Origin of the sequence: Halalkalibacter kiskunsagensis (assembly GCF_037027555.1) — a bacterium.
Taxonomy (GTDB): domain Bacteria; phylum Bacillota; class Bacilli; order Bacillales; family Bacillaceae_D; genus Halalkalibacter; species Halalkalibacter kiskunsagensis.
In genome coordinates this window covers 1-19,001 of the sequence record NZ_JAXBLX010000046.1, presented here as the reverse complement: position 1 = coordinate 19,001, position 19,001 = coordinate 1, and the positions used below count along the sequence as shown (strand labels likewise).

The 19,001-nt window shown below is 38.8% G+C and carries 13 protein-coding genes and 1 rRNA gene; 13 read left to right on the top strand and 1 reads right to left on the bottom strand.

All coding sequences use genetic code 11. From position 1 onward, the window contains the following. Window positions 1–4 precede the first annotated feature (4 nt). Window positions 5–1,840, top strand: a complete 1,836-nt coding sequence (locus SLH51_RS20030; RefSeq protein WP_335963298.1) for an IucA/IucC family protein — start codon at window positions 5–7, stop codon at window positions 1,838–1,840. 417 nt (window positions 1,841–2,257) lie between these two features. Next, the gene (locus SLH51_RS24535; protein ID WP_390183739.1) at window positions 2,258–2,410 is read left to right on the top strand and encodes an LPXTG cell wall anchor domain-containing protein; all 153 of its coding nucleotides are present in this window, start codon (window positions 2,258–2,260) and stop codon (window positions 2,408–2,410) included. 44 nt (window positions 2,411–2,454) lie between these two features. Here the strand turns inward: SLH51_RS24535 and pdxR are convergent, their stop codons facing one another. Beyond that, entirely contained in the window at window positions 2,455–3,858 is a 1,404-nt protein-coding gene (gene pdxR / locus SLH51_RS20025) for a MocR-like pyridoxine biosynthesis transcription factor PdxR (RefSeq protein ID WP_335963296.1), read from the bottom strand. Window positions 3,859–3,993: 135 nt separating this feature from the next. Between pdxR and SLH51_RS20020 the strand changes: the two genes are divergently transcribed. The 11 genes from SLH51_RS20020 to SLH51_RS19970 all read left to right on the top strand — a co-directional run. Then, window positions 3,994–4,911 carry a DMT family transporter gene (locus SLH51_RS20020; RefSeq protein WP_335963295.1) on the top strand — a complete coding sequence of 306 codons (918 nt, stop codon included), beginning with the start codon at window positions 3,994–3,996 and terminating at the stop codon, window positions 4,909–4,911. 198 nt (window positions 4,912–5,109) lie between these two features. Beyond that, window positions 5,110–6,753, top strand: a complete 1,644-nt coding sequence (locus SLH51_RS20015) for a PhoX family protein (protein WP_390183738.1) — start codon at window positions 5,110–5,112, stop codon at window positions 6,751–6,753. Between the two features lie 243 nt (window positions 6,754–6,996). Continuing rightward, a complete protein-coding gene (locus SLH51_RS20010; protein WP_335963292.1) occupies window positions 6,997–7,197 on the top strand; it encodes a twin-arginine translocase TatA/TatE family subunit in 201 nt (66 codons plus the stop codon). 85 nt (window positions 7,198–7,282) lie between these two features. Further along, window positions 7,283–7,993, top strand: a complete 711-nt coding sequence (gene tatC, locus SLH51_RS20005) for a twin-arginine translocase subunit TatC (protein WP_390183748.1) — start codon at window positions 7,283–7,285, stop codon at window positions 7,991–7,993. A 662-nt stretch (window positions 7,994–8,655) separates the two neighbouring features. Beyond that, window positions 8,656–10,278, top strand: coding sequence for a sigma-54 interaction domain-containing protein (locus SLH51_RS20000; RefSeq protein ID WP_335963289.1), 1,623 nt, complete (start codon window positions 8,656–8,658; stop codon window positions 10,276–10,278). A 163-nt stretch (window positions 10,279–10,441) separates the two neighbouring features. Further along, complete coding sequence (locus tag SLH51_RS19995; protein ID WP_335963288.1) at window positions 10,442–11,632, top strand: iron-containing alcohol dehydrogenase; 1,191 nt, start codon at window positions 10,442–10,444, stop codon at window positions 11,630–11,632. Next, window positions 11,604–12,989 (top strand): permease family protein, encoded by a 1,386-nt coding sequence (locus SLH51_RS19990; RefSeq protein WP_335963287.1) that lies wholly within the window; start codon window positions 11,604–11,606, stop codon window positions 12,987–12,989. The genes SLH51_RS19995 and SLH51_RS19990 overlap by 29 nt, the downstream gene beginning before the upstream one ends. 96 nt (window positions 12,990–13,085) lie before the next feature. Next, complete coding sequence (locus SLH51_RS19985; protein ID WP_335963286.1) at window positions 13,086–14,501, top strand: NAD-dependent succinate-semialdehyde dehydrogenase; 1,416 nt, start codon at window positions 13,086–13,088, stop codon at window positions 14,499–14,501. A gap of 888 nt (window positions 14,502–15,389) precedes the next feature. Next, a complete protein-coding gene (locus tag SLH51_RS19980) occupies window positions 15,390–16,097 on the top strand; it encodes a hypothetical protein (RefSeq protein ID WP_335963284.1) in 708 nt (235 codons plus the stop codon). 698 nt (window positions 16,098–16,795) lie between these two features. After that, on the top strand, window positions 16,796–17,962 hold the full coding sequence (locus SLH51_RS19975; RefSeq protein ID WP_335963283.1) for a nucleotide sugar dehydrogenase: 1,167 nt from the start codon (window positions 16,796–16,798) through the stop codon (window positions 17,960–17,962). Between the two features lie 745 nt (window positions 17,963–18,707). Continuing rightward, window positions 18,708–19,001 (top strand): 16S ribosomal RNA (locus SLH51_RS19970); the annotation flags it as partial.

Below are 19,001 nucleotides of genomic sequence, written 5' to 3'. Positions count from 1 at the left end.
AATCATGCAAAATAGTAGCCATATACAAGAAATATTGAAACCAGCCATTTGGGATCAAGTTAGTCTAAACTTAGTAGCAAAAATGATCTCAGAATTTATGTACGAGGAGATTATCCATCCTGAGATTATTGAGGAAACTGCAAATCGTACTGTATATCAGCTTGTCATTAACGAAGGGATGGGTGATCAAGAAGTCCGCTATCAATTTGAAGGGAAAAGCCGATTAATGGACAGCTATCGCATTGATTCAGAAACAATCCGCTGCCTGCGAAATGGCCAATGGGAAAAAGGCAATAAACCGATTCAATTTCTTTTAGATATTCAACAGACAGTCGGAATGAAACCTTTGACAACAGCACATCTCATGAAAGAATATAACAACACCTTAGTGGCAGATGCCCATATTTTACAGAAAAAGCAAAATCAAAGTGTTGAAGAGTTAGTCGACATGGATTATGGAGAATTAGAGGGAGAGATGGAAGGACATCCATGGATTACATACAACAAGGGACGAATTGGATTTGATTATCAAGACTATCTCTCTTATTCACCAGAACAAAAAAAGCGAGTGAAGCTTTCATGGGTAGCCGTTCATAAGGATTATGCTACCTTTCATTCTGTTTCAACAGTCGATTATGAAACGTTACTTCAAGAAGAGTTAGGGAAGGAAAGGTTTGAGTATTTCATGGAACTCTTAAAGAGTAAAGGGGTAGAATCTGTAGATTACATTTTCCTACCAATCCATGAATGGCAATGGAATAATACCATCATTCAGTATTTTCCAGAGGATATCGCTCAAAAACGAATCATTCCTCTTGGGGAGGGCGAAGATGAGTATCTTCCGCAGCAGTCGATTCGGACGTTCGTGAATACAAGTGACAAAGGCAAACATCACGTTAAATTACCAATGAGTATTTTAAATACGTTAGTATACCGTGGTCTCCCTGGGGAACGAACCGTTGTCGCACCAATCATCACCGAATATATTCACAGCATCCGTGATCAGGACTCTTTCTTACGCGATGAATGCCGATTGATCTTGCCTGGAGAAGTGGCGAGTGTAAACTATGATCACCCATATTATTCAAATCTTGTCGGAGCACCTTATCAATGTCTTGAAATGCTAGGGAGTATTTGGCGTGAGAGCATCTACTCCTTTTTAGAAGAAGGAGAACAACCGATCACATTGGCATCTTTGCTTTATGTAGACAACGCTGGCAAGCCATTTGTAGCATCATTAATTGAAAGATCAAAATTATCGGTTGATGAGTGGATAGAAAAGCTATTTAGCGTAACATTGCCGCCGCTACTGCACTATCTTTATCAATATGGAACGGTGTTTTCACCGCACGGACAAAATACCGTATTAGTGTTAAAGGATTATGTCCCGCATCGTTTAGCGATGAAAGACTTTGTGGATGATGTCAATGTGAGTGACGAGCCACTTCCTGAACTACAACAGTTACCGGAGGAATTAAAGCCTATTCTTCGCAGTGAAGGGGCAGAAGGGTTATGTCAATTTATTTTCACGGGGCTTTTTGTCTGCCATTTCCGTTACTTAGCTGATATTTTGGATACGTATTATGAGTATGATGAGGAAAGATTTTGGCTTTTACTAAGAGATACGATACTCGCTTACCAAAGCCGTTTTCCAGAACTTACGGAAAGGTTCGATCTATTTGATTTGCTGAAACCATCTTATACGAAACTATGCTTAAACCGTAACAGAATGATTGATTATGGCTACAAAGATGATGACGACCGCCCACATGCATCTGAATTTGGACACGTTCAAAATCCGTTGCATTTCGTAGCTAGTAAAGAAAGAGTGACATCGTAAGAGGGATGCTAAGCAGGGGCTGTCTCAAAAGCCATAAAAAGAGTGGCAATGGCTTCACACGTTGTACGCTTTATGAGAAACCCAGTCATAAAGGGCTTGAAAAAAAGCAGAAGCTCCGCTAATTGCTTCGAGGTTGTCTCAAAAGTCAAAAAGCGACCTTTTGGGACAACCTCTATTTAAGTTTAACCTTTGAAGATGATGAAAATAGAGATAATCATCAATATTTTCTTTGTTACCTTTTTCTACATCATTAAGGTACTTACTTTCTATAGTTTCCTTTCTTTGCCATCTTGTTATCTGCTATCTTTTTGAAAGAAAAAGTCAGTAAAAACATAATAATAGTATTTCCATTTTTTGTTATCGGGGCAGTGTTATTAATTAATCCTTTTAGTTATAGCTCCTATACATTGTAGGCGCTTGTGGGGGTTCATTATTTGGGGAGAGACGTTAACTATCGCTTCACTCTTAGGCGGTCTACTTATTATAGCCGGATCAATTGCTCTTTCAAGACGTAAAAAAGAGATTATATCTGTTAAAGAAGATATTACTATTAAAAAAGGCATTACTTAGTATTGTTGTATGTAGAAGAGCAGAGTAAATTTATATACTCTACTCTAAACTATTATTTTTTTTAATCGTCTAACTCCTGCTTCTATTTCCTTTTCTGTTAGATTTCCATAACCAAAAATAAGTTTATTATTGTGATGTCCTTTAACTAATGTATGTTTTTCTACTGGATAGATGTTAACCCCATTATTTTTTATTTCGTCTAAAATCTTTTTGGAAAAACTAATATTATTAAATTCTGCTATTAAGTGAAGACCTGTCGAAGTCCCAGATACTTTTACTCGCTCTTTAAATTCTTCCTTCAATGACTTTATTAAACAATCTCTCTGTATTTTATACAATTTTCTCATTTTCACTATATGTTTCTCTAAGTGTCCGTCTTTAATAAAGCGAGCTAAAATAACCTGTTCAATAGTTGGAGAGTGGTAATCTGTATATCTTTTAAGTGTTTTCACTTTCTCGACTAAAGAATTGGGCAAAACCAAATAACCAAGTCGTAGGCTCGGCGATAGAATTTTACTAAAGGTACCAATATATATGACTCTGTCAGGAAATAACCCTTGTATCGAACTTACAGGTGGACCAGAATAGCGAAATTCGCTATCATAATCATCCTCTACTATATAGCTATTGGTTTTTTTAGCAAACTGAATAAGTTGAATACGTCTTTGAATAGGTAATGTCCCCCCTAAAGGAAATTGATGAGAGGGGGTAACGAAAACAAGACTAGGTTGTCTTTCTTGTGACAAAAGTTCTGTTTTCATTCCGTATTCATCGACAGGAATAGGATGTATGCTAGCACCTCTTTCCATAAAAATCTCAGGAATCTCTTTAGTTACAGGGTCTTCAATCATAACTTTTGAACCTGACTTTAGCAAAAGATTTGTCAAAATTGTAAATGCTTGTGTTGCCCCAGAGGTAATGACAATTTGACTAGAGAGGCACTTAATTCCTCTCGTCTTATAGAGATAGTTAGATAACGTGTTACGTAGCTCTTCACTTCCTTCAGGTGAACTATACCCAAGTAATGAAGTGTCGATATTTTCATAAACATCTTTAGCTATTCTTGCCCACTTTTTTCTTGGAAACATCTCTAAGCAAGGAACACCTGAACGGAAGTCAATCAAACTATCTTTATTATTAGTAATAGAATAAAAAGGTTTTACAGGTGCAAAAGTCTCCTTAAATGTAGGAAAACCTTCTAATAATGCACCTGATTCTACAAAGGTTCCAGAACCCTGTTTAGATTTAAGATATCCTTCGGCAATTAACTGGTCATAAGCTTCAAGAATGACACTACGAGATACATTTAATGTTTCAGCTAATTCGCGACTAGATGGGAGTCGCTCTCCCTCATGAAGTTCTCCTAATAAAATTTGTTCTCTAATTTTCACATATACTTGTTGGATGATAGGGATTTCCGATGTTTTACTAATTTCAATCCAGACCATTGTATATCACCTAAACTTTCGATATTGGTTTCAAAAATAGTAATAAATTGGCACTACAATAAACCAATTCCTAATGTTAATTTTACAATTAATAGTAAGAACAGCATAGAACATTTAAGAATAGGAGTTGGTTATATGAATGAGAAGGTCTCAGCTTACCTTAAAGTTATTGGTGCAATGGTCATTGTAGGCAGCTCGGTCGTAGCAGGAAAAATAATGGTACAGAATATTCCTATATTTATAGCATCAGAGTTACGATTTTTAGTTGCATCTATTATATTAGTACCATTATTGATTAGAAAAGAAGGAATTCCATCACTCAGTAAAAAAGATACCGCTATCCTCTTCTTTCAATCTTTAACAGGTGTATTTTTATTTAGTATCTTTATGTTGTACGGATTAAAATTAACAACAGCAATGGAAGCGGGGATTATTACTAGCACATTACCAGCAATAGTTGCACTTCTTGCATTTTTTATCATAAAGGAAAAACTTACAAGGAATAAGGTGATAGGTATCTTAATTGCTATTTTAGGAATTTTGATCCTTAACATTGCTGGAGTTCTTACTGAAATGAGAGTTGGTCCTCTTGAGATTCTGGGGAATTTGCTTATATTGGGAGCGGTAATGGGAGAAGCTTTGTTTATCATTTTAGGAAAGTCTGTTTCTAAGAAGGTAAGTCCACTAGCCATTTCGACTGCTGTATCAGTTATTGGTGTATTGCTCTTTTTACCGATGGCTATATATGAATTTACTACTTCTAATTATTCTTTCGGTTCTGTTAATGATTGGATACTTATCTCTTACTTTGGTATTGTCGTTACAGTTTTGGCTTTTCTACTTATGTATCAAGGAATTGAAAAGCTGCCTGCAACAACGGTAGGTGTATTAACTAGCGTTTTGCCAATCAGTACAGTCATTCTATCTTATTTCTTTTTGAAAGAATCATTTCTATACTACCACTTTATAGGGATTTGCCTTATATTTATTGCTATTTATTTAACTTCTAGAGAGGAAAGATTACAAACAAATAAAAGTGCTAAAATTAGCTAAACCAAGATGATGTGCTCTTCAACGGATGCAAGAATTTAACAAGACGGGCTGTTCGAAAGCCAACTACTTAAGCCATTTTTACGCTAATGTATTAAAACCCACATTTACATTATTTTTACAATAATCCAATGATTCCTCAACAGTAGATTAATAATTATCCCGTAAGATGAATCTTGTAATCGAAAAACAAAAGTTGGGGTGTTCATATTGTCTAATGAATTTAGTCGACGTAAATTTTTAACGTACATGGGAAGCGGTACTGCGGCATTAGTTGCAGCATCAACAGGAATTGATGCGATAACAAATAAAGCAAGTGCTATGACAGCAGATCACTTAATGGATGGACAAGCTAAGGGTGGCGGGAAACCACTTACCGTTCCTTTTAAACCTGTTGAACGTACTTGGGAAAATGATTTGGTTTTGCCAAATGGCTATAAATATAACATTGTCGCTTCGTATGGAGATGAAATTAACTCAAAAGGTGAAATTTTCGGGGATGCAGCCGATCTTACCGTTTACTTTCCAATCAATAGTTTAGAAGGTGGCAACAATTCAGAAGAGGGACTCATTTGGGTAAATCATGAATTTCCAGAACCAGGGAACTACATGGAGATGCTAGGAATGAATGCATCTACATTTGATAAAAAAGATCTACATAAATATCCTGAGTTACTAGCAATGGAAAAAGAAGCAGTTGGTGGTTCCGTTATTCGAGTGAAAAAAGAAAAAGGAAAATGGAAGCTCGTAAAGGATGATACATATAACCGTCGTGTAGATGGGACAACGAAGATCGAATTAACAGGTCCAGCTCGTGGAAGCAATGCTGTGAAAGGTGCCAAAACAGTTGAAGGGTCACTTGGTAACTGTAGTGGAGGACGCACATTATGGAATACGGCGTTATCGTGTGAGGAAAATACAGGATATGCGAGTTCATATGGCTGGCCTAATTTTACGGAAGAGCATTACGGTTGGGTTGTCGAAGTCGATCCGTTTGATGCCTCAAAGCCTGTTCGTAAACATACAGCATTAGGTCGCTTCGCTCACGAAAACACAGCAATGGGCTTAACAGAAGACGGCAGAGTTGTCGTTTATATGGGCGATGATAGCCGTGATGAGTGCTTTTATAAGTTTATTAGTAAGAAACAATTCAATCCGGCTAACCGTGATGCGAATTTCGATATTTTAGAAGAAGGAACTTTGTACGTTGCTAACCTTAGCAAGCAACAATGGGTTGCGCTTGATTATGCATCCAATTCCGCTCTTCAGAAAGAATTTGCTGACCAAGCTGATGTCTTAACAAATGCACGTGCAGCAGGTCGTGTGGTCGGAGGTACATTACTAGATCGTCCTGAAGATGTCGAAATTCATCCACATGATGGTACAGTCTTCTTAGCATTGACGAATAATTCAAGTCACGGAAATTTCCATGGTCAAATTGTTCGATTCGCACCAAATAATGGTGACCATGGTAGTGATTCATTTACGTTTGAAGTTTTTGTTGCTGGAGGAAAGAAAAGCGGTATTACTTGTCCAGATAACCTTCACTTTGACAGCAAAGGGAACCTTTGGGTTGTAGAAGATTATGGTGCTACAGAAGACAATGTATATGCGGCTTATAAAAACTGTGGTGTGTTCATGATCCCAACAGATGGGAAAAACTACGGGATTCCACAACAATTTGCATCAGGTCCAAAAGGCTGCGAAGTAACGGGACCATGGTTAACACCTGATGAAACGACACTATTTCTAGACGTTCAGCATCCAGATACATGGAATCCGTATCCGGGGCAAAGTTTTGGTCGATCGTGTTTAGTCGCGGTTCAAGGTGGTAGTTTTAAGTAATATTACCCAATGACTAGGAGTGGAAGGGAGCATTATGAATGATCATTGTATGTACTAAACATGTGAAGGAAGGCTTAAAGGTCATTCACCTTCCACACATTCATTTACTATCTAATGAGGAAAAAGGGTTCGGAGATTACAAATGCCAGGTTTGTTGTCAGAAAGCCGATTATAAATTGTTTAATTGTTTTCCGCACAAAGAGCTACGACTTAAAACGGTCATATGAATAGGAGGTCAACGTTATGCTACAAAATATAGGGATTCCCGGTTTAATCTTGGTTCTTGTTATTGCATTAATCATTTTCGGCCCTTCAAAATTGCCAGAACTCGGTCGTGCAGTAGGGTCAACATTAAAGGAATTTAAAAAATCTACACGAGAATTAGTTTCAGATGAAGAGCCAGAATCAAAGCAATTAAACGCTAAAGATGAAAAAGCAATGTAATAACTAAATCTAGTAAGATGTGAGTAGCTCATGTAACTTGCATCTTCTTTTTTTATAAGAGGTGTTTATAGTGGAAAAAAAAGGTATGGATCTTATTGGTCATTTGGAGGAATTGCGTAAACGTCTGATACTTACACTTGGTATTTTTATCGTGTTTTTTATTTTATCTTTTGTTTATGTACAAAGTATCTATAACTGGCTAATTAAGGACTTATCAATAAAGTTGGCCATTTTAGGTCCTAGTGATATTTTATGGGTTTATTTAGTATTATCTAGTGTGATTGCCCTTGCAGGTACAATACCTATTGCAGCTCATCAAATATGGCTGTTTGTCCGACCGGCACTACATAAAAATGAGCAAAAAGTGACGTTAGCTTATATACCAGCTTTGTTTATCCTTTTTATCCTGGGAATTTGCTTTGGATACTTTCTCATTTTTCCAATTGTCTTAAACTTTCTTCTCTCATTGTCACAAGATATGTTTATGGACTTTTTTACGGCAGAGAAATATTTCCGTTTTTTGATTAATATGACCCTTCCGTTCGGGATTTTATTTGAACTTCCAGTGGTTATTATGTTTTTGACAAGTATAGGGATATTAAACCCTTACCGCTTACAAAAGTTTAGAAAATATGCTTATTTTGCCTTGATTGTGACGTCGGTGTTAATTACTCCACCGGATTTTCTATCCGATATTCTAGTGATTATCCCATTGCTTTTTCTATATGAGTGTAGCGTGTTATTATCCAAGATCGTGTATCGCCGAAAGCAGAAAGCTACTGAGCAAGCTGCTTAGTATTGGTACCTGGCATCACCCTAATCTTGTCGATATAAGGTAGTGGGGAAATAGGGGAATAGCAGGAAATAAAGTGAGAGCAGGTGGAGAGTACCATCTGACTCACTTTTTCATTTTTGTGTGTAAAAAAAGAAATTTGTCGTATCGTGTATTTCCCGTGAAATAATTATTATGAATTAAGACAAGGGCAGGAGGAGACAAAAGACATTGATGAATATTGAGAATGGGGAGCGAAGCGAGCCCGCCTTTGAAAAAAAGTATCGTTGTCATAAAAACAACCGGTTCAAAAGTAAGGCCAAGCTTTGGTGAAATGGATATGCATTTTTAAAGTTAACAATCGGCGTATCTTTATTCAATCCGACATTGAAGCGCTTATAGCGCCATGCGATACGGCACAATCCCCTAGATGATACGAATTAAGAACTGGTGGGCCAACAAAAAGAAAGATTAGAAGGATTCAATGAAACAGAGGTAGCGCTACCCGATACATATGACAATTTCCCCCAAGATCCCAATCAATTATTATAAACCTCTGAATATTGATATAATTCAAGGTCTTTTTTTGCAAACTATTTCCAGTGCCCTTCACCCTTACCTCTTCGATCTTATATGCTATACTTTTAAAACATTTTACTAGTTTTTTACGAAAGGAATAATCAGTGATGAATGTAAAAAGAAACCGTACAATCGAAGAAGTGATTCCCTATTTTAATAGAGCTCGGGCGGATGTGTTAGACGTTGTTGATGAGGCTGGGACATTTATCGGTTATTTTACAATAGGTAGCTTGCAGTATGCGATTCAAAAAGGAGATTTGACGGAGAAGATTGAGCGTTATATGACCGATGTTGTCGATTGCAAAAATTATTTGATTGAGCTTGAGGATTGCGGTTTTCCTATCGATTTGTTAGCGGAAAACTACAAGGATATTCTTTCTAGTAATTTTTTTCTTACGATTATTAATTCTCTCCATGATGGTGTGTATATTACCGATGGGGAGGGAGTTACGCTTCTGGTGAATTTGGCATATGAACGGATTACTGGAATCCAGGCTCGTGAAGTAGCAGGAATACATATGAAGGAGCTCGTCACGAGAGGGTATATTTCCCATTCTATTTCTCTTGAAGTCATTAAGCAGAAAAAGTCTGTCACTAGAATGCAAACGATCAAGGATGACCGAACGATTATTGTTAGTGGTACACCGATTTTTTCTAAGCAAGGGAATATAAGTTTGGTGATAAGCAGTGTTCGTGATATTACCGAATTATTAAAGCTGAAGCATGAGCTAGATGGTCTTCAGTATTGGGTGAATCAAGAGGATGAAGAAGGTTTTGTAAACGATGAAACCTTTCATGATTTAGAGCTCTATGTAGCAAGCCCGAAGACAAAAGATCTCTTTCAGTTAGCAGAAAGGGTTGCAACAACCGATGCAAAGGTGTTACTGCAAGGGGAAACAGGAGTCGGGAAGAGTTTAATTGCAAGGTTTATTCATAAAAAAAGCAAGCGTGTGAACCAACCGTTTATTGAGATTAACTGTGGGGCAATTCCAGCTAATTTAATCGAGGCTGAACTATTTGGGTATGAGCCTGGGGCTTTTACCGGTGCATTAACAAAAGGCAAGAAAGGTTTGCTTGAGCAAGTGAATGGTGGGACGTTGTTTTTGGATGAGATTGGCGATTTGCCCTTAGAGTTGCAAGTGAAATTATTGAAGGTGGTCGAGGAAAATCGGTTTATGAGAATTGGTTCTACAACTGTGCTTGAAGTAGATGTGCGGATTATTTCAGCTACTCATAAAGATTTGAAAAAGCAATTGCAAGAAGGGAATTTCAGAGAGGATCTGTATTACCGATTAAACATTGTGCCGATTACGGTGCCGCCATTAAATGAGAGAAAACAGGAGATCATCCCGTTGATTCAGAGGTTTTTAACTAGGTTTAATGAAAAGTATGAGATGGATAAGACAATTAGTATTGATTGTCTGGAATGTTTAAGCGAGTATTCATGGCCTGGAAACATTAGAGAATTGTTAAACATTGTTGAGCGTTTGGTTGTGACAACGATAGATAATGAGATTACGTTAAAGCACTTGCCACAGGAGTACAAGCATTTATTCAATCAAGAAACTAGCGATAGTAGCCTTTCGTTAAAAGAACGTGTTCAGCAATATGAACTGAACTTAATCAATGAGGCGTTAAAAAAATATAAGACGACACGCAAGGCAGCAGAAGTCCTTGGGATCAGTCAAGCTAGTATTGTTCAGAAAGTAAAAAAGCACAAAGTTGATTAGAAATGTAATCGAGTGATTATTTTATTGATCGACTTTCGACGAAATAAAAACATTTCTTAGACGATTTGTTGTCATAAACCCTTGTCGTTACTTAAAAAATACTCTTTCTTAAAAGTTGGCACACATATTGCATTAGAAAAAGTAGAAAGGGGATTTGATAAACATGTTCGTATCAGAATTTAAAATTGCAAACAAACTCTTAACCGGGAGTGACTCACTTAAACGGTTAGGTGAGGAAGTTAAATGTTTAAAAATTGAAAGCGTTTTAATCATAACGGATGAAATTTTAGAACAAGCGGGTGTCGTTGAGAAGGTAAAGCGTGAATTACAGGAATTTCATGTAGGCGTTTACAATCGAGTGAAGCCAGAGCCTGAGGTGGGACTTGTCGAAGATTGCGTAAACGAGATTAAGAAAGGACATTACGAAGGTCTTATTGCTGTTGGTGGCGGTAGTGCGATTGATATTGCTAAAGCAGCGTCTGTCGTCTATACGAATCATAGTCCAATTGAAGAGATGTTTGGAGTAGACCAAGTAAAAGAAGCTGGTCTTCCGCTCATTGCGATCCCGACGACAGCAGGGACAGGGTCAGAAGTAACGAATATTACGATTCTTTCTGATAAGAAGGAGCAGCTTAAGAAAGGAATTGTTAGCGCGCATTTATTACCAAATGTAGCGATTGTTTCTCCTGAAATGACGTTAACGTGTCCCAAGTCTGTGACAGCAGCAAGTGGAATTGATGCGTTGGTTCATGCAGTTGAAGCGTACATTTCCGTCAATGCATCCCCGATTACCGATGCATTAGCGATCAAAGCTGTGAAAATGATTGGTGAATTTTTACCGAAGGCATATGCGAATCCATATGATCATGAGGCGAGAGAAGCGATGGTCACAGGCAGTTTAATGGCTGGAATGGCGTTTGGAAATGCCGGTGTTGGAGCAGTGCACGCGTTAGCATATCCGCTTGGGGGACGCTTTAACATCGCTCATGGTGTAAGCAATGCGGTCTTGCTTCCGTACGTGATGGAATGGAATAAAATTAGCTGTCTATCAAAATTTAAGGATATTGCCGAAGCGTTAGGGATTGATACGAGAAATCTATCAACTCATGAAGCGGCGGATCGGGCGATTGACGAAATGAAGAGATTGTCACGCTACGTCGAAATTCCTGAAAGTCTTCAGGATTTTGGAATTCCAGAAAGTGTGATTCCTGATATGGCGATCGATGCAAGCAAAGCAAAGCGACTGATGGATAATAATCCAAGAGCCTTAAGTGTCAATGATATTGAAAAAATCTATCAATCTGCTTATCAAAGGGGGAGTTACCATGCTGTGGAAGCAAAGGAAAGATGGTGAGGAAACACCATTTACACCGCTCGGACCATTTAAATTAAGATTGCCGTTTGTCCATTACCGTTTTGAGTTTCCTGATTATTTTCAAGGGTTGTTAATGTGTGCCGTCGATTTAGCGGCGATTCCGTTAATGGTTCAGTATCTTGGTATGCCGTTTGAAGTAGCTCTAGCTGTTGTAATTTTAAATGGAATTTTGTATTTGACTCATCATTTGCTAGGAGATCCTGTTATCCCTGGTTGGATTACGCCAGCGGTCCCATTAATGATTTTGTTTGTTTCTCAATTTCCTGAAGGAGACGAAAGGATTTACGCGCTCATTGCCTTCCAGCTCACCTTAGGGATCTTCTCGATTTTCCTTGGGATAACCGGGTTAGCGTCAAAGGTCGTGAACCTTGTTCCAAGTGCGATGAAGGCAGGAGTTATTTTAGGAGCTGGTTTTGCAGCAGTTATTACGATCTTTGAAGTTGGCGGACGTTTCGAATTGTTTCCGATTACAATTAGTATTACGTGTGCAGTTGCTTTCTATCTGATCTTCTCGAAACATTTTGCAAAGTTGAAGCAAAGAGGAGGATTTTGGAGAGTCCTATCTAACTTAGGGATTTTCCCAATCATCCTATTAGCGGTTGTCATTGCTCCACTTTTTGGAGAGGCACCATGGCCAACGATTGAATGGGGATTTAGTAAACCTGATTTTGCGACGTTGTTTACAGAGTTCACGGTATTTGGATTAGGGTTTCCTCCATTCATGATGTTTGTTGCATCGATTCCGACCGTACTTGCAACCTATATTGTCTTGTTTGGTGACGTATTACAAAGCAAAGCGTTAGTAAGTGAGGCGGATGAATTTAGAAAAGATGAAAAAATTGATTATAACGCAAACCGTGCACATTTAATCTTCGGTGGAAGAAACGCAACAATGGGTATTTTTGGACCTGATATTGTCATGTGTGGACCAATGTGGGCAGCAATGCAGGTTGTCGTCATTGAACGATTCAAAGAAGGCAAAAAAGCGATGCATTCGATTTTTGGTGGGTCTGGTTCTTTCCGTTGGGGAACGAATACAGGGTTGCTATTGTTGCCAATCGTTAGTTTGGTAGAACCAATCTTAGGGATCGCTTTGGCGCTCACGCTAATGATCCAAGGATATGTAAGTGTTCGCGTAGGTATTATGCAAGCGAAAAGTCAACGCGACTTAGGTATTGCCGGTATTATTGGAGCTGTTCTAGCAACAAAAGGAGCAACGTGGGCGTTTGCGGTTGGAATTCTTCTTTGCCTATTAATTTACGGTAAGAACTTCTTTAAAGGCGATGATGACAAAGACGGACTTTTTAAAAATGAAAGTGAGAAAAAAGCAGGATGAGGTGATCATCCACAAATTTGTAGTCGAAGTGGAAAATAGAGAAAAAGAAAGCTATGCAAAAGAGATGTTAGCTTTTTTAAAAGGAGGAAATGTACGTTGAAACATTATGGTATTTATATTAACGGCGAATGGGTAGAGGATTTAGATGCGATTGAGGTGACAAACCCCGCAACAAATGAAGTGATTGCAACGGTTTCAAAGGGTGGGGCGAAAGAAGCAACAGAAGCTGTTGATGCAGCGACTGCAGCATTTTCAAATTGGTCGAAGTTCTCGGCGTACGAGCGTGCAGACCTGATTCGAAAGTGGCATGATTTGATTCAAGAAAATAAAGAAGAAATCGCTAAAGTCATGACTATGGAACAAGGGAAACCTTTGCAAGAAGCACTTGGAGAAATGAATTATGCAAATGGATTCTTTGCTTGGTATGCCGAAGAAGCGAAGCGGATTTACGGCGAAACAATCCCGGCAACCCAGAGAAACAAACGGCTTTTTGTTCAAAAACAACCGGTTGGTGTTGTGGCGGCGATTACTCCTTGGAACTTTCCGGCAGCGATGATTACTCGTAAAGTCGGACCTGCTTTGGCAGCTGGCTGTACAGTCGTAATCAAACCGGCTAATCTGACACCGCTAACAGCAATTAAAATGGTTGAGCTTGCTGAGGCAGCTGGTATTCCAAAAGGAGTTCTGAACTTAGTAACTGGAAGCTCAAGGGAGATCGGGCAGGCTTGGTTAGAAGACGCTCGTGTCCGTAAGCTTACGTTTACAGGGTCGACAGAAGTTGGAAAGGAATTAATTAAAGGCTCAGCAGATACAGTGAAAAAAGTATCGATGGAGCTTGGTGGCCATGCCCCTGTTATCGTAATGGGTGACGCAGATTTAGATAAAGCAGTCGATGGGGTTATTAATTCAAAGTTTCGTAATGCTGGCCAAACGTGTATATGTTCCAATCGGATTTACGTACATGATTCTATTTACGAGACATTTATTCAAAAGCTTGTTCCAAAAGTAAAGGAACTACAACTTGGCAATGGTCTTGAAGAAGGGGTTGATGTGGGACCGCTTATCGATCAAGCAGCTGTTGAAAAAGTGAAAAAGCAAATCGATGACGCTGTTCAAATGGGTGCGAAAATCGAAGCAGGAGGTCAAGTGAAAGACGGCCTCTATATTGAACCGACAGTTCTTTCCAATGTTCACGATGAAATGACTTGTATGATTGAAGAGACATTTGGACCGTTAGCTCCTGTAACGCCTTTCCAATCAGAAGAGGAAGTCATCAAGCGTGCAAACAACTCCATTTTTGGACTAGCTGCATATGTCTTTACAGAAAATATCTCTCGAGGGATTCGGATCACAGAAGCTCTTGAGTACGGAATCATTGGGTTAAATGACGGGCTTCCGTCCACGCCTCAAGCACCATTTGGCGGCTTTAAACAAAGTGGAATAGGACGCGAAGGCGGACACTACGGGATTGAAGATTATCTAGAAGTGAAATATATTTCGTTAGGGTTGTAGGGGGGAGTTCGGGTGGTGCCAGGCACCACCCGTTAAGATTTTTCTCTTTCATTAGACAAAAGCAAGGGAAACCTTGCTTTTTTATTTGTGTGTGCTCAAAAAAAGAATTTTGTCGTATCGTGTATTTCCTATGAAATAATTACTATGAAGACAGCTAAGCTAGGGAAGGTACAACGATAATTATTGACGGATAGCGTGAATGGGGACCCATCACGCTTGTGAAAAGTACCATAGATACAAAGGATTGTCGGTCATGGAAACAATCGGTTCGAAAGCGTAGGAATTTTTTTGGATGGGTATGAGGGTTTTAATAATAGTTACGGTGTATCTTATATTATCTGACATCGAAGGCTTATAGCGTCACGCGATACGCATAACTGCCAAGGCGGTACAGCTAAAGGCCATGTGAATCTATAAAAAGAAAGAGTAAATAGAAAGACTGAGAGTGCGTTACCCGATACAGGAGGCACAGAAAATTCATCCACTACTTTCATACTAAGTACAGGGATTCGATATGTGATATGAAGTATAACAAGTGGCCGCTAGCATATCTTGTTTTTGATATCGATGCATTATAGCGTCATGCGATACAGAGTAAAGAACTAGTATTTTAACAAAAAAGTAGAAAAATACGATGAAACCGAGATAGCGCTAGCCGATTCAAATGAAAGCTTTCCGAGAATAGGGACTGAATAGCGAACTACTGAAAAAAGTCCATATAGGAAGCGGCAGTGGTTCCGTACATTGCTTAGAGGATACTAAAAAAGTGAAATCGACCTTTTTCAGTGCCCTCTTGAAACTGCTCTTTTTATAATCTCGTATCGCTACCCGATATAAGTTGCAAAATGATCAAAGAACCTTCATATTTAATAGTAAAGGAGGTCCTCTATGCGACATGATATCCAACCAAATGAACGATCATTTTCTTCCAAGGAAGTGGCAGAAGAAGCAGGGATTGCAACACCGACTGTTCGAAAGTATGGCCAAATCTTAGAGCGAAACGGATATGAGTTTTTAAAAGATGGTGATCGGCGTATCTTTGTTCAATCCGACATCGAAGCGCTTATAGCGTTACGCGATACGGACAAGCCTCTAGACGATACAGCGAAAGACCTTGTGCACCAACAAAAGGAAAGATTAGAAGGATCCAATCAAACAGAGATAGCGATACCCGATACATATGACAAGTTACCCCGCGATCCCAATCAATTAAAAGAGATCTTATTGTTTTTATCCAAAGAACTTGCAGCCACACGTGAAATGAATGTTGAATTGACAAACGGTATGTCTGATCTTAAAACAACGGTTGCGCGGCTCCAGCAAGATCATCATGTGATCAGTTCTACGATTGGCAATTCAGCTCAAAAAACACATGCTAGAATTGAAAAATTAACGGAACAACAAAAGAACCATTACGAAACATTGCTGGAACAAGAGAAACAGAAAAGTGAATTCTTACAAAAAGAAATACAACAGTTGCGGGACGAACAGAAAAAGGAATGGCGCTTGCAAAATGATTTTAATAAACGTTTAGAACAAACGATAAAACAATCTAAAGGAACATGGGGGAAACTTTTCTCGATATTCCGTAAATAAGGTGCCTATTTAGGGCTCTTTTTTATGGGAACAATTTGCCTTTTTATTTTGGTGTTTTGGTAGCGATTACACCAGTAGACTTTCCAGTAACGATGATGATTACTCATAAGGTGGGAACTTCTTTGCAGTTAGCTGTACAGTCGCTTTTCTGCACGGCAGGCACCATGGTGCAGGTACTTTTTATAATGGTGTATTTTAAATATATGTTTTATGTTACATTACCTAACAAAAGTCCGGACAACCCCTTGGATGCTTGATATGATAGAGACAACAAAAAGAGATCAACATTTCAGGAGGAAATCCAAATGACAAACTCGAAACTTAAAAACCCAGGAATTTTAGCGTTAATCGCCCTTACATTTACGGTGTTTTTTCAATAATAGAACGGAGAGTTGGTAGAGGTTGCCGACTCTCCTATTTTTTTAAGTGACGATACAGTTTCTTTGACTGAGTGTTAGTGCACTCGGTCTTTCTTAATTTTGTTTGACTATGTTCTATTTCACATGACAATAATTGAGGGTGTATTATAGTATAAATAATATAATAGATAGCATACCTTATGCCTGTCTCATCTTACAGTAGTGTGGTAAAGTGAGCTTATGGTGATAAGAGTGACTGTTACTATTAGGTGGGAAGGCGGGCCTCTTCTTTGTGCTTGTACCCATCTATCGATAAATTAAGTAAGGATGTGTTGACAAATGAAAATAGCAGTAGCTGGAACAGGCTATGTAGGATTATCAAATGCGGTGCTATTAGCTCAACATTTTGAAGTCGTGGCAATCGATATTATTCAAGAAAAAGTAGATATGATCAATAGAAAAGAATCGCCAATTATCGATAAAGAAATTGAAGAGTTTTTAACAACAAAAGAATTACACCTCGTTGCGACAACCGATACATGCCAAGCATACAAAGATGCAGAGTTTGTCATTATCGCAACACCAACGGACTATGACCCAGAGAAAAATTATTTCAACACAAAATCCGTTGAGAATGTAATTGAAACCGTGTTAGAAATCAATCCAGCGGCCGTAATAGTTATTAAATCAACGGTTCCCGTTGGATTTACGAAAGAAATTAGAGAAAAATACAAGACAGAGAATATCATCTTCTCTCCAGAGTTCTTGCGGGAAGGGAAAGCACTATATGATAACTTGTACCCATCAAGGATTATTGTTGGAGAGCGATCAGAACGCGCGGAGAAGTTTGCCTCTTTATTAATGAAGGGAGCGATCAAAAAAGATGTTCGAGTTCTGTTTACAGATTCTACCGAAGCAGAAGCAGTCAAATTGTTCTCCAATACGTACTTAGCCCTTCGTGTAGCCTACTTTAATGAGCTTGACACGTATGCCGAAGAAAAAGGCTTAAATACAAAGCAAATCATTGAAGGGGTTGGGCTCGATCCAAGAATCGGCGATCATTACAACAATCCATCCTTTGGCTTTGGTGGATATTGCTTGCCAAAAGATACAAAACAGTTACGAGCGAACTATGAAGATGTTCCAAACAACATCATCGGAGCCATCGTAGATGCCAATACAACGAGAAAAGACCATATCGCAGCCAAAATCATTGAAAAAAATCCGAAAATCGTCGGGATTTACCGGCTTACCATGAAAACAAACTCAGATAACTTCAGAGCTTCAGCCATCCAAGGCATTATGAAACGCATCAAGGCAAAAGGAATTGAAGTCGTCGTCTATGAGCCAGTCCTTGAGGATGAGACATTTTATAATTCTAGAGTGATAAAGGATTTAGAGGAATTTAAGCAAGTCTCTGATGTGATTGTGTCGAACAGGTTGGATGCAGAGTTGGCTGATGTGGAAGAGAAGGTTTATACGAGGGATTTGTATAATCGGGATTAGGAGCATAAGACTATAAAATAGGGGGTGCGCTATTCCAATTGCCAGGTAGCGTATTTGTGTATTAATAAGAGAGGTAACCGCACATACTCAGAGATGAGTTGGGTGGTTACCTTTTTTGGTGTACAACAACGTTGGTGCTTAACGTTTTTAGTTTTTCAAAGGATGTTCATAGGATTAATAAGCGGTAGGCGTTCTATAGTGTTAGAATCGTTAGGGATGTAGCGATAGTTTATGACATGCAAACTTTGACTTGGTAGGTTATGTTTGAAATATAGTAACGCGTGATACAGTTTCTAAGCACAACTATGCGGCTTCTCGATACGTTAAGTTAGGGATCAGACGCTATACTACACATATTGATTTTCGTTGTTTCATTATAGGAGTTATAATTACGTATTAAATATAGCTTAAAAAACGTTCTTTCCGTTAAATTAAAGGTTGCAAAAAGTGATTAGTTGTTATATATTATTCCTTGCTGCTAGCAATAACAGCTTGTTCATGACAACTTCGAAAAAAACTTTTTAAAAAAGTGGTTGCATTGAACGCCTTATCGTGGTAAGATATTTCTTGTCGCCGCAGATGAGCGATGAAATGAGTTCTTTGAAAACTGAACAAAAGCCAAGCGAAATAGAGAAACATGTTTTCTCGTCAATGTTTAGCAATTTAGCAAAATTGCATTTGTTATATCGCTAGCGTGATATAACTTGAGCTATGTTCCATCACTTTGTGATGAAACTCAAACACTTTTATGGAGAGTTTGATCCTGGCTCAGGACGAACGCTGGCGGCGTGCCTAATACATGCAAGTCGAGCGGACCAATGGGAGCTTGCTCCCAGAGGTTAGCGGCGGACGGGTGAGTAACACGTGGGCAACCTGCCCTGTAGACTGGGATAACACCGAGAAATCGGTGCTAATACCGGGTAATCGATCGAACCGCATGGTTCGATTGTAAAAGATGGCTCTTAGCTATCACTACAGGATGGGCCCGCGGCGCATTAGCTAGTTGGTAAGGTAATGGCTTACCAAGGCGACGATGCGT